Source organism: Streptomyces sp. NPDC096324 (genome assembly GCF_044763015.1).
Classification (GTDB): domain Bacteria; phylum Actinomycetota; class Actinomycetes; order Streptomycetales; family Streptomycetaceae; genus Streptomyces.
Window position 1 is genome coordinate 62,937 of record NZ_JBIWFK010000010.1, and the last position, 12,226, is coordinate 75,162.

At 69.0% G+C, this 12,226-nt stretch carries 12 protein-coding genes; 2 read left to right on the plus strand and 10 right to left on the minus strand.

Annotation, left to right across the window (positions count from 1 at the left end; translation table 11 throughout):
• The first annotated feature begins 113 nt into the window (after positions 1-113).
• Both ACIQ7M_RS27280 and ACIQ7M_RS27285 read left to right on the plus strand, forming a co-directional pair.
• The gene (locus ACIQ7M_RS27280; RefSeq protein ID WP_403649098.1) at positions 114-779 is read left to right on the plus strand and encodes a TetR family transcriptional regulator; all 666 of its coding nucleotides are present in this window, start codon (positions 114-116) and stop codon (positions 777-779) included.
• A gap of 205 nt (positions 780-984) precedes the next feature.
• A complete protein-coding gene (locus ACIQ7M_RS27285) occupies positions 985-2,340 on the plus strand; it encodes an MFS transporter (RefSeq protein WP_403649101.1) in 1,356 nt (451 codons plus the stop codon).
• Positions 2,341-2,615: 275 nt separating this feature from the next.
• On the opposite strand, the gene pqqE is transcribed toward ACIQ7M_RS27285, so the two are convergent.
• The 10 genes from pqqE to ACIQ7M_RS27335 form a co-directional block, all read right to left on the minus strand.
• The gene (pqqE, locus tag ACIQ7M_RS27290; RefSeq protein ID WP_403649104.1) at positions 2,616-3,731 is read right to left on the minus strand and encodes a pyrroloquinoline quinone biosynthesis protein PqqE; all 1,116 of its coding nucleotides are present in this window, start codon (positions 3,729-3,731) and stop codon (positions 2,616-2,618) included.
• Positions 3,728-3,994, minus strand: coding sequence for a pyrroloquinoline quinone biosynthesis peptide chaperone PqqD (gene pqqD, locus ACIQ7M_RS27295; protein WP_403649107.1), 267 nt, complete (start codon positions 3,992-3,994; stop codon positions 3,728-3,730). Before pqqD ends, pqqE begins: the two co-directional genes overlap by 4 nt.
• The gene (pqqC, locus tag ACIQ7M_RS27300) at positions 3,987-4,751 is read right to left on the minus strand and encodes a pyrroloquinoline-quinone synthase PqqC (RefSeq protein ID WP_403649110.1); all 765 of its coding nucleotides are present in this window, start codon (positions 4,749-4,751) and stop codon (positions 3,987-3,989) included. The genes pqqD and pqqC overlap by 8 nt, the downstream gene beginning before the upstream one ends.
• The gene (gene pqqB / locus ACIQ7M_RS27305; protein ID WP_403649113.1) at positions 4,748-5,647 is read right to left on the minus strand and encodes a pyrroloquinoline quinone biosynthesis protein PqqB; all 900 of its coding nucleotides are present in this window, start codon (positions 5,645-5,647) and stop codon (positions 4,748-4,750) included. Before pqqB ends, pqqC begins: the two co-directional genes overlap by 4 nt.
• 11 nt (positions 5,648-5,658) lie before the next feature.
• On the minus strand, positions 5,659-5,790 hold the full coding sequence (pqqA, locus tag ACIQ7M_RS27310) for a pyrroloquinoline quinone precursor peptide PqqA (RefSeq protein ID WP_403649116.1): 132 nt from the start codon (positions 5,788-5,790) through the stop codon (positions 5,659-5,661).
• A gap of 80 nt (positions 5,791-5,870) precedes the next feature.
• A complete protein-coding gene (locus tag ACIQ7M_RS27315; RefSeq protein WP_403649119.1) occupies positions 5,871-6,851 on the minus strand; it encodes a ThuA domain-containing protein in 981 nt (326 codons plus the stop codon).
• A gap of 133 nt (positions 6,852-6,984) precedes the next feature.
• Positions 6,985-9,132: a PQQ-binding-like beta-propeller repeat protein gene (locus ACIQ7M_RS27320; RefSeq protein WP_403649122.1), complete on the minus strand. Its 2,148-nt coding sequence runs from the start codon at positions 9,130-9,132 to the stop codon at positions 6,985-6,987.
• 194 nt (positions 9,133-9,326) lie between these two features.
• A complete protein-coding gene (locus ACIQ7M_RS27325) occupies positions 9,327-10,148 on the minus strand; it encodes a citryl-CoA lyase (RefSeq protein WP_403649124.1) in 822 nt (273 codons plus the stop codon).
• Positions 10,145-11,353 carry a CaiB/BaiF CoA transferase family protein gene (locus tag ACIQ7M_RS27330; RefSeq protein WP_403649128.1) on the minus strand — a complete coding sequence of 403 codons (1,209 nt, stop codon included), beginning with the start codon at positions 11,351-11,353 and terminating at the stop codon, positions 10,145-10,147. Before ACIQ7M_RS27330 ends, ACIQ7M_RS27325 begins: the two co-directional genes overlap by 4 nt.
• Positions 11,354-11,402: 49 nt before the next feature.
• On the minus strand, positions 11,403-12,170 hold the full coding sequence (locus ACIQ7M_RS27335; RefSeq protein ID WP_389506528.1) for an IclR family transcriptional regulator: 768 nt from the start codon (positions 12,168-12,170) through the stop codon (positions 11,403-11,405).
• Between the last annotated feature and the right edge of the window lie 56 nt (positions 12,171-12,226).

A 12,226-nucleotide genomic window follows, 5' to 3' on the forward strand; every position in this document is an offset into this window, starting at 1 on the left:
GTTAGCTATATCAGCGCGATGGCTGCGCCGGAAGCCCCCGACCGGCGGGCGGAAGTCGCACCAGACCCGACTTCTACAATCACCGGCACTGCCCTTACACGCGGAGGAAGCCGATGACCAGCGTCGACGAAACAGCACGACCCAGCGGGCGGATCCGCGACGCGGCCCGCACTCAGGCCGAGATCCTCGACGTCGCCACGCAGGAGTTCGCGCGCGCCGGGTACGACGGCGCCCGTGTCGACGAGATCGCCGCCCGCACCCGCACCACGAAGCGGATGATCTACTACTACTTCGGCGGCAAGGAGCAGCTGTTCAGGGCCGTGCTCGAGCGGGCGTACGCGGTGATCCGCCAGGCCGAGCAGGAGCTGGATGTCGAGCATCTGGACCCGGTGGCTGCCATCCGCCGGCTGGCGGAGCTCACCTTCGACCATCACGAGCAGCACCCGGACTTCATCCGCCTGGTGAGCATTGAAAACATCCACGAGGCCGAGCACATCGCCGCCTCCGAGAAGCTCGGCCGGATGGGCTCGCCCGCGCTCGACGTCATCCGTCGCATCCTCGATTCTGGGCGGAGGTCCGGACTGTTCACGGCCAACGTGGACGCCATCGACCTGCACGCCATGATCAGCTCCTTCTGCTTCTTCCGAGTCGCCAACAGACACACCTTCGGGGCGCTGTTCGGCCGCGACCTGGTGAACCCGGCCCGGCGCGAGCACTACCGGTCCATGCTCGGCGACATGGTGATCGCCTACCTGACAGCAGGCGGTGCGACGGACTGAGCAACGGAGCGGCCCCGCCCCTTGACAGAGGGGAAACACGGGCGCAACATCCCTACCCACTGAAACTAACTACCCAGTGGGTTAATTAGCAAAAGTGATCACTGAGGGTCCGGCATCTTCCCTCTCTGTTCACCCTGCTCGTGCGCCCGCTCCGCTCATCTGCTCACTCCGCCGCGGTGGAGCCCGCTTTTCGAAGGAGCACGCCGTGTCTGTCTCCCCCTCCCCCGGCGCAACCGCACCGCCCGGCCAGCCGAAGAAGGCTGCGGCGGCCGCCTGGATCGGCAGCGCACTGGAGTACTACGACTTCTTCATCTACGGCAGCGCAGCGGCACTCATCTTCCCGAAGGTCTTCTTCGACTCCTCCGACCCGGCGAACGCCACCATGCTGTCCCTCGCCACATTCGGCGTCGCCTATGCCGCCCGTCCCATTGGCGCACTGTTCCTCGGCCACTTCGGCGACCGCCTGGGCCGCCGCTCGATCATGGTATTCACGCTGATCCTGATGGGTCTGTCGACGTTCTTGATCGGCTGTCTGCCCACCCGTGCCGAGGTCGGCGCGCTCGCCCCGGCCCTCCTGGTGGCCTGCCGTGTCCTGCAGGGCATCTCCGCCGCAGGTGAACAGGCCAGCGCCAGCTCAATGACCCTGGAACACTCCCCGGAGCACCGACGCGGCTTCTTCACCAGCTTCACCCTCAGCGGCACCCAGGGCGGACAGCTCATCGCCACCCTGGTGTTCATCCCGGTCGCCTCACTGCCCGAGCATCAACTCCTCACCTGGGGCTGGCGGATACCGTTCTGGGCGAGCGTCGTCGTCGCCGTGGTCGGCTACCTCATCCGCCGCAGGCTCGAGGAAACGCCCGCCTTCGCCCGGCAGGCCGTCGGCGAGGGCGTCGAACGGCTGCCGCTGGCCGTGCTGCTGCGCGAGCACTGGGCGGACGTACTGCGGGTGATCGCCGGCGCGCTCATCGCCTCCGTCTCCACCATCTTCACCGTGTGGGCGCTGGCGTACGCGACCAGCGACGCGGTCGGCATGGGCCGCACGCCCATGCTGTGGGTGGGGGCGCTCGCCAACGTCGTCGCGCTTGCCGCGATCCCGCTGTGGGCCATCCTGTCCGACCTGATCGGTCGCCGCCCGGTCTATCTGATCGGCGCGATCGGCAGCGCTGTGGCGATGACCGGCTACCTGTGGGCGATCTCCACCGGCTCCTACGCGCTCACCCTGCTCCTCGGGATTGTCGCCTTCGGCATCGTCTACAGCGCCGCCAACGGTGTCTGGCCCTCTTTCTACGGCGAGATGTTTTCCACCCGGGTACGCCTGTCCGGCGTGGCGCTCGGTACCCAGATCGGGTTCGCGGTGGCCGGGTTCGCGGTCACTTTCGCGGCGGAGATCGCGGGCCCGGGCGGTACGGACTGGACCGCTGTGGCTCTGTTCACCGCGGCGCTGTGCATCCCGCCGGTGGTGGCGGCCCTCTCGGCCCGCGAGACCCACACGGTTCCCACCGAGCAGCTCGGCAGGAGGATGGCACAGGAGGTTGTCCAGCCGAAGACGGTCACCGTGTAACGCGGTATTCCGCGTCATTCCTTCGAGCACATGTATGCCGTCGGCCACGGGCACCGGCCAGACGTACGGCGGTCCTGTCGTATCCAGCGGCAGGACCGCGCCCCGTTGTTGGAGCAGGGTCCCGGAGTTGGGCAGCCCTCCGGTCGGCCGCAGAGCGGGTCTTGACCTGCAGCGAGGCCGGCGGGCCGCACGCTGATCCGGGAACCTCCTGGACTGGGCGAAGGGGTGCACAGCGGGAGGGCCGGTGCACAGGCTCCGGACACCTATGCACGTTCTCACGTGACGCGCTGTGCGGCGCGCGCCTGGAGCCGGCTGACTGCTGCAGGGCGGCGAGGTATGAGCTCGGGCGGAGTGCCGGGGCGCGTGAGATCGATCAGAGTCGCGTGGTCCGGCGACAGTGAACAGGCCGGGTCGGTACGGGACGCGTCTCCGGTAAGGGCGAATGCCTGACAGCGGCACCCCCCGAAGTCCTCGGTTCGCCGGTCGCAGCTGCGGCAGGGATCCGGCATCCAGTCGGTACCGCGGTAAGCGTTGAAGGCGGGTGACTCCTCCCAGATCCAGCGCAGGGGCCGCTCGGTGGCATTGGGCGCATTGAGCCCGGGCAGCGTTGCCGCTGCCGGGCATGGAAGAGTCGTCCCGTCCGGCGTGACGGTCAGCGAGACCGCGCCCCAGCCTCCCATGCAGGGCTTGGGGGTTCCGGAGAAGTAGTCGGGCACCACCCAGGTGATCTCGAGAGTGCCGTCCAGCTGTTCTCTCCAGGCCTCCACTCGCGCCCCGGCGGCGGCCAACTGTTCGCGGCTCGGCATGAGCGCGGCTCGGTTGAGCAGGCCCCAGCCGTAGAACTGTGTGTTGGCCAGCTCGATCCGTTCTGCGTCCCAGGCCGCGGCGAGTTCCATCAGTGCGTCCAGGGCGTCGAGATTGTGCCGGTGCAGAACGACGTTGATGCCCAGGGGCAGGTCGCGTTCCCTGACGAGCGCGGCAGCCTGCTGTTTGGCGGTGAAGGCAGGATGGCCGGCGAGTTCGTCGGACCGGCGGGCGTCGGCGTGCTGTACGGACAGTTGGACACTGTGCAGGCCGGCGTCGACCAGAGCGTCGAGTCGTTTGGCCGTCAGTCCGACGCCGCTGGTGACCAGTTGGGTATAGAGGCCTGCGTCCACTGCGGAGCGGGTGATCTGCTCGAGGTCCTTGCGCAGCAGCGGCTCGCCACCGGAGAGGTGTGTGTGCAGGACGCCGAGTTCCGCTGCTTGGCTGAAGACGTCGGCCCACTGGGAGGGGCCGAGTTCCTCGGACCGGTGGGTCAGCTCCAGGGGGTTGGAACAGTAGGCGCAGTGCAGGGGGCAGGCGTGGGTGAGTTCGGCCAGCAGGGCCCAGGGCGGGGTGGGAGCCGTCATCGCAGGCCGCCTTCCGTGTGGAGCTTGTTCAGGAACGAGGTGACGTCGTCGCGGATCGTGTCGGGGACGGGTTCCGGCGCGAGGGCGGCGATGATCTCTTCGACGGTGCGGGTGCCGTCCACGAGGTCGAGGACGGCCCGGCCGGAGCCATGCAGGACGATGACCCGTTCGGGCAGGAGCAGGACGTCGGTGTGGCGGACCCGGTCGCTCCGCAGGAGCGCTGCGGGCGGGAGGCGGGGACGCCAGATGGAGTGATCAGGCATGGTGGCAGCCCTGGTCGGCGGCCTGCTGAACGCTGTCGAGCAGGCTCCACAGGACGTCGCACTTGAAGGACAACGCGGCCAGGACCTGGTGCTGCTGCCCGCATGTGATGGCCCACGTGCGTACCCAGCTCAGGGCTTCGCTTCCGTCGCGCCGGCCCTGGGGGACGCGGCCTCGAAAGTACGAAAGGCCGGCGGACTTGATCCAGGGGTAGTACAGGGGAAAGGTTTCCAGGCGCGTCAGCATGATCGACGGGGCGCAGAGTTCCGTCAGGGACGACGCTACGGCTTCCAGCACACTGGCGTTGCGGCAGAAGTTGACGTAGCCGTCCACGGCCAGGCGGACGCCGGGCAGGAGGTGTCGACGGTCGAGCAGCTCGTCACGGCGCAGGCCGACGGCCTCGCCGAGCTGGAGCCATCTCTCGATGCCGCCGTCCTGGTCGGTGTGTCCGTCGTGGTCCTGGATGCGTCGTAGCCAGGACCGGCGTTGCGCGGGAAGGTGGAGCTTGCTCAGGATGAGAGCGTCTTTGATGGGGATGTTGCACTGGTAGTAGAAGCGGTTCGCGACCCAGGTCCGCAGCTCGGCCGGTGTCAGTTGGCCGTCGTGCATGCGCTGGTTGAAGGGGTGGCGGTCGTGGTAGCGGCTGACCGCCAGTTCTCGCAGTCGCCGTTCCAGCTCATCCGCGGTCCAGGGTATCGGGCCCTCTTCGGTGGCGCGGTGGTGGGTGACGAGCACGTTGTCGGGTGCAGCCGTGGTCATAGAGGCACCACCATCCTGTCTGCGGCAACGCCCAGGCCCAGGCCGGCGAGCCGTTCGTGTGCGGAATCGTCCGGGTCCACCAGAGGATTGCTGTTGTTTAGGTGGGTATAGAGGATCTGCCTGCCGCTTCCTTGGAGGCGGGGGGCGGTGCCGTGCGCGCCTTCGATCGGCAGGTGCCCCATGGCGGAGGCGGTGCGCTGTGAGAAGCCTGTGCGGCGGGGCTCGTCGTCGGTCAGGAAGGTGCCGTCGATCAGGACGCAGTCAGAGTCGGCGATTTCGTCGTCGAGGCGGTCGTTCCAGGCCGCCAGGGCCGGCGCGTACAGCGCGGTCTTCCCGGTGGTTCGGTCGCTGATTTTGAGAGCGGTGCTCCAGGCCGGGTGTGCGGGTTCGTCTGCGGCGTAGCGGGGGCGTTTGGCGGACAGCGGGATGGCGCTGACGTCAAGTCCGCCTATGCCTGTGGGGTGTTCGGCTCCGGTAAGGGGAAGGTCGTTCCAGTTCAGTGTGGTGTAGGGAGCAAGGACCTCGTTGAGGGCAAGGCGCGTGGTCAGGGCTTTGCGGACGGGGTCGGTGCACCAGATGTCGATGCGGGAGGCTTCCCTGAGCCGGAGGAGGCCGAGGGTGTGGTCGAGTTCGGCATCGGTGAGTACGACGCGTACGACGGGCGTTCGTTCCTGTCCGGCGTCGGGCCTCAGCGTGGGATGGCTCTCGAGCTGCTCGGCGATGTCCGGTGTGGCATTGGCGAGGAACCAGGCCCCTGAATCCTCCGGCTGGAGTGCCAGTCCGTCGTGAAGGCGTCGGCGTGAGGGGTGACGGCGTGCCCCGGAGCAGCCGGGGCACGCGCAGTTCCACTGAGGTATGCCACCACCGGCTGCTGTGCCGAGGACGCGCAGCAGCATGGCGGCGTCCCCTACTTCGTGCGCAGCGAGTAGGCGGTGACTTCCAGGGCGGTGTCGATCACCGTGAAGTCGGGGCTCTGCCAGCCCGTGGGGGCCTGGGCTGCCGGCTCGCTCGGGTGCTGGGTGCAGATCTTCTCGTGCATGGCGGTCTTGCCTCTCTGTTGGGAGGGGTGTCGGCGCCGCTGTGGGCGTCGGTGTTCGGCCGGCCGGTGGCGGCCGGACGTCACTTGCAGAACGGCGTCTTGCCCATCGCGGACTCGATACCGCCGAGAAGGAGCTTCTGGAACTCGGCGGCGCCCGCGAAGGAGCCGTCGGTGGAGAAGTCCTTGGCGTCGTGGCCGAGTGTGGTCAGCCAGGCGCGGCCGCCGTCGTAGTACTGGCACCAGGCGACGGGGTGGTTCTCGCCGTGCCCGGGGTGGTTGTAGTTGCCCGCCACGCCCTTGGCAAGGGTGCTCTCGTCGACGTTGGCCAGGACACGCACCCGCGTCGGGGCGGGGACGAGGTTGTACCACTCGTCGGAGAACTGCCACTTGGCGGGCAGTGACTTGGTGGAGACGTCCTTGCGGTCGACGGTTTCGACGGTGCCGGGCTGTGCGGGGCCGTGATCGTAGAAGTTGGCGTTGCCGAGCAGGCCCTCGTACCAGGGCCAGTTGTACTCGGTGCCGAACGCGTTGTGGACGCCGACGAATCCGCCGCCGCCGCGGACGTACTGCCGCAGGGAGGTCTGGGCCGCGTCGTCGAGGGCGTCGCGGCTGGTGGAGTAGAAGATGACGGCGTTGTACTTGAACAGGGTCGCGGGTGAGGCGAGTTGGTCGACGTCCTCGGTGTAGTCGACCTGGAAGCCGTTGTCAGCGCCCAGCTTGAGTACGGCCTTCTGGACGACGTTGGCGTCGGTGAGCGGCGGGTTCAGGCCTGTGGCGAGCGCGGGGCCGAGGTTGGCGTGGCGGGGGCCGGCGGTGTGGGTGTAGAGCAGGACCTTGAAACCCGTGGTGGTGTCGAAGTTGCCCCAGTTGTGGTAGCAGCGGGCGTCGACGCCGCGGCATACGCCGTAGTCTGGGTCGCCGAGTTCCCGGGCGCCCTGGCCGATTCGGCCCTGCGCCATGCTGAGGGTGCCGGTGGCCACCAGGGCGACGGTGATGCCGACCGTCGTGGCGGCGCTGGTGAGTGCTGCATGCAGCGGACGCATGCGGAGTCTGGTTCTCATGGGGCGTCCTTACGTACGTGGTTCGAAAGAGCGTGGCAGGCGGCCTCGCGGAAGGTGTCTGGGCCGGGAGGAGGCAGTGGCGTGCAGGGCTGCCGCATTGCCGCTGGGAGAACGCGGGGCAGTGGGCGGGCTGCTACCGGACGACGATCTTTCCGGTGTTCTGCGGGGCGATCGGGTCGTTGTAGAAGTACTCGCCGGGGGTGTTGAAGGTGTACGAGTAGGACTGGCCCGGCATGAGCAGTCCGGAGTCGAACTCGGCCTCGAAGAAGGAGACCGCGCCGTGCGCGGACTTGTTGTCCGCGGGGTTGACGAAGGTGACCGTGGTGCCCTTGGCGATGCTCAGGTGCTGCGGTGCCATGGCGTTCTGGGCCACGAGGTTCTCGGTGGCACCGGGGGCATTCTTCGTGCTGTCCCAGGTCCGGCCCAAGGTGATGGTGTTCTTGGCGGTGTCGCCGGTCACGGCGGCGGTCCGGATCTGGTTGCGCTTGGACGGCGGGGTGGGCGCGGTGGCCGGCTGCACGGTGCCGCCGAGCTTGAACGCCCACAGGTGGTCGCCCCTGGGGATGTCCGGGTAGGGCAGGCCGTTTCCCCCCGCGAGGACGGCGATGTACTGCTCGCCGTCGATCTCGTAGGTCAGCGGGTTGGTGTTGACGCCCGCGCCGCACTGCCAGGTCCACAGTTCGTTGCCGTTGCGGTCGTCGAGGGCGGTGAGCACGCCGTCGGGCCGGCCCTGGAAGAGCACGCCGCCGGCGGTGCTGAGGACGCCGTTGCCGTGGGCGAGGGACCACTCGCCTTCCTGGCGCCAGGCGACCTTGTTGGTGCGCGGGTCAACGGCGGCGAGGCCGCCGGCGAAGTACTCGCCGAGGGGTCGTGCGGTGTTGACGCGGCCGCCGTGGGTGTTGGAGTAGGCGGAGTTGATGAGTCCGTAGCCGACGTAGACCAGGCCGGTGCGGTGACTGAAGGACGGGGAGGACCAGTCGGCGCCGCCGCCCGCGCCGGGGAAGATGATGGTGGCGCGATCCCAGTGGGCCTCGAAGAGGCCGCCGGTCGGGTAGAAGGGCACCGGGCGGGTGGCCTTGTCGATGCGGGGCTCGGTCTCGACGAAGGGCTCGCCGCCGGGGAACGGCTGGGTGGGGGCGGTCTTCTGGGCCGCGTGCTGCGGCACCGGGCGCTCCTCCATGCCGTGGATCGGCTCGCCGGTGGCGCGGTCGAGCATGTAGTACATGCCCGTCTTGCTGCCGTAGACGACGATCTTGCGCTTCTTGCCCTTGATCAGGATGTCGGCGAGGACGGGGGACATGACACCGTCGTAGTCCCAGATGTCGTGGTGGACGGACTGGAAGTGCCAGCGCCGCTCGCCGGTCTTGGCGTCCATGGCGACCAGGCAGTTGGCGAAGAGGTTGTCGCCGCCGCGGGTGGAGCCGTCGGTGCGGGGGTAGGGGTTGCCGAACGTCCAGTAGACGATGCCCAGTTCGGGGTCGAGGGCGGGGTGGATCCAGCAGACGGCGCCGCCGGTCTTCCAGGTGTCGCCCTCCCAGGTGTCGTGTCCGTATTCTCCCGGGCCCGGGGTGCCCCAGAAGACCCAGGCGATTTCGCCGGTGCGGGCGTTGAGGGCGTAGGCGCGGCCGCGGGCGCCCGCGGTGCTGCCCTGGGTGCCGATGTAGACGAGTCCGTCCCAGTACACGGCGGCTCCGGCGAGGCCGCCCTTGCTGCCGCCGCACTGGCCGGAGGCCGGGTCGCAGTCCGGGTCGCCCTGGTCCTCGACCATCAACTCGCGGCTCCACACGACGGCGCCGGTCTTCTGGTTGAGGCCGAGGACCTTGTTGTCGCCGGAGATGGTGAACGCGAGGCCTTCGCCGAGGGCGAGGCCGCGCATGTTGGTGGTGTCGGTGCCGACGTTCGTCTTCCACTTCAGCTGGCCGGTGCGGCCGTCGACGGCGAAGACGTTCTGCTGGGTGGTGGCCAGGTAGAGCACGCCGTCCTGGGCGATGACGGCGCACTGCTGGGCGGAGGAGGTGGAGCCGTTCTCCAGGTTGATGTGCCAGGCGCCGCCGAGCTTGCGGACGTTGCCGGCGGTGATCTTCTTGAGCGAGGAGTAGCTGTGGTTCCCGAGGTTGCCGCCGACCTTGGGGTAGTTCGTGCCGGTGGCGGCGTGGGCCTGGTCGGGTACCGGCCGCGCCAGGTTGTCCGCTGCGTCGGCCTGGGTCGGTGCGCCGCCCAGCAGGGCGACGGTGGTGGCTGTTCCGGCCGCGGTCGAGGTGAGGAAGCTGCGTCTGTCCATGGTCCCTCTTTCATGACGAGTCCTGAAGTACCCGTCAGTGGCGGGGCTGCGGAGTCTCAAGTGGGGGGAGGGAAGCTGCGGGGCGGATCATGGTCCGCTGTACGGTTCGGATGGTCCGTACGATGGTTGCCGATTGGCGGAAAGCTACGTTAGGGATGCGTCGAGGGTGTGGCAAGAGATGTGACGCGGATTGTTCACGCGTCTTTCGGCTGGGGCAGGCGGGCCGGCAGCACGGTGCGCGGGATCGGGCCCTTGTTACGGCGGCCCTGCCCGCTCTCCTCCCACGCGTGCGCCAGGATGCCCACCGAGCGGCTGAGGACGAACAGGCCGCGGGCGAGCGGGGCGGAGAAGCCCAGCTCGGCGTAGATGACGGCGGTGGCTCCGTCGATGTTCATCGGAACGGGCCGGGCGCCCACGCGGCGTCGTTTGAGGATTGCCTCGACCGCGAGGGCGGCATGGAGGAAATCGCCGCCGACGACGTTGTCGGAGACCGCGTGCTGGACGAGCCGGATCAGCGGGTCGCGCCGCGGGTCGACGGGGTGGAAGCGGTGGCCGAAGCCCGGAAGGTAGCGCGAGCGGCTCTGCCACTCGGCCATGACCTCTTGGGCCGCCTGCTGCCAGCTGCCGCCCGAGGCGTGCAGGTCGCGGATGTCGGTGAGCATCTCCACGCACTGCTGGCCCGCCCCGCCGTGGGCGTCGCCCAGCATGTTCACGCCGGTGGCGACCGCGTTGTTGAGGCCGACTCCGCAGGTGGCCGCCATCCGGGCGGCCGCGATGGAGGGGGCCTGGGGTCCGTGGTCGACACCGGCGACCAACGCGGCCTCGAGCAGGGACGATTCACGTGGCGCGGGTACGGTTGCGCGCAGCATCAACCAGATGATGTCGACCAGGCTTGCCGTGCCGATGAGGTCCTGCACCGGGTGGTCGCGCAGTTCGATGCTGCCGGGCTCGATGTGGCTGACCGCGGTGGCCCACCACTGTGCGGCCTCACTGGCGTCGTCGTGAGCACTGGTCATGACGCGGCGGCCTCTCCGGCTGTCCGGGCGGCCGCGTCGAGCCAGCGGCTCGCGATCTCCTCACGGAGGGCGTTGTGTTCGCCCAGCAGCGGCGGCGGGGAGGGCGGGCCGAAGGCGTCCCCGTCGACGAGGACGCCGTTGCCGACGACGCGCAGTGGCCGTCCGGGACGTCCTGGATGGCCGAGACCGGTGATGAAGTTCCGATGTGCCAGTTGCGGCTGTTCCAGGGCCTGGGGCACGGTGAGCACCCGGGCGGCGGGCACACCGGCCGCGTTCAGCTCGCGCTCCCAGTCCGCGGCCGGACGGCTCGACAGTGCCTCGTTCAGGGCGGTGTTGAGCTCGTCGCGATGGATCTTGCGCTGTTCCCGTTCGCCGAAACGGTCATCGGTGATCAGTTCTGGTGCGCCGGCCAGCCGGCACAGCGCCTCGAACTGGCGCTGCTGGTTCGCCGCGATGTTGAGCGGTCCGTCCAGGGCGTGGAAGGTGCCTGAGGGGGCCGCGGTGGGGTTCTGGTCGCTGAGCGGTTCGGGCGGGATCCCGCTGACCAGATAGTTGGAGACGGCCCAGCCCATGGTGGACAGCGACGCCTCCAGCATCGAGACGTCGAGACGGCTGCCGTGCCCGGTGCGTTCACGGTGGAGGAGTGCGGCGCTGATGGCGAAGGCTGCCATCAGCCCGCCGGTGGTGTCACAGACGGGGAAGCCCACACGCTGGGGCGCGGTGTCGGGTGTGCCGGTGATGCTCATCATGCCGGTGAGGCCCTGGACGATCTGGTCGTAGGCCGGCGCGTCGCTCATCGGGCCGTCCTGCCCGAAGCCGGAGATGGAGCAGTAGACGAGACGCCCGTTGAGCTGGGCGAGGCGTTCCGCGCCGTAGCCCATCCGCTCCAGGACACCGGCCCGGAAGTTCTCCAGCAGGACGTCCGCCCCGGACAGGAGCCGTTCGAAGAGAGCCCGGTCGGCGGTGTCCTTGAGATCGAGCTCCAGTGAGCTCTTGCCCGCGTTCTGGGCGAGGAAGGACGCCCCGACACCGTCCCGGTTGAGGGAGGGGTCGGGGCCCAGGTTCCGGGCCAGATCACCCTGGCCCGGGCGTTCGATCTTGACCACTTCGGCGCCCATGAGCATGAGCTGGTAGCTGCAGTAGGGGCCTGCCAGCACGTTCGTGAGATCCAGAACGCGTATTCCATCTAGTGGGCGAACGTGCATGTGACGTCTCCTTCCAGCGGCGCCTGCTGCGGCGCCGCTGCCGGCGTGGTTAGGTGCGCGGCCCCAGGGGGTGGTGGAAGCCCTGCGAGGCGATGCGTGCGGCTGTCTCACGCAGGTCGTCCGCGAACACCTCGATGTCCTGCTCGGTGATGCGCGCGCTGGGGCCGCTCAGCGAAAGGGAGGCGACCGTGACGCCCGACTGGGTGCGGATGGGCACGGCGACGGCGGTGAGGCCGATGTCGCGCTCGCCGTGGCTGGTGGCGTATCCGTGGCCGGCGGCCTCGTCGGCCCACAGCCTCAGTTGCTGCACATGGGCCACGCCGTGCGGGGAGGCGGCGGCGACCCGTTGCAGCAACCCATCGGTGGCCCCGATGAGCAGCACCTTCGACGAAGCGCCGGCCCACAAGGGCAGTTCGTCTCCCACGCGCACCACATGCCGCAGAGGCTGAGGGCTTTCCTGCTGTGCGACGCAGACACGGTGGATGTCGCGGCGGATCATCAGATTCGCCGTCTCGCCGCGCCGGTCGACCAGTTCACGCAACAGCTTCTGCGTGTCCGGCGGCAACTCCCAGCTGGTGTGGGCCAGATGGGCCCAGCGCCACAGGCCCGGCCCGGCCGTGTAGCCGCCGGGCGTCGCCCACAGCAGTCCGTACTGCTCCAGCGTCTGGACGAGGCGCACCACGGTCGTCTTGGGCAGGCCGGTCGCATCGACCATGTCCTTGAGGGGAACGGTGGGCTGATCTTCGGTCAGCAGCGACAGGATGTCCAGAGCCCGGCGCACGCTGCGTACGCCGCCTTGTCCTTGCTCCGTGTCCATGCGCTCTCCTTCGTCAGTGGTCGGCCGCTCGGCCCGTTGGCGGGCTCGGCACTCGA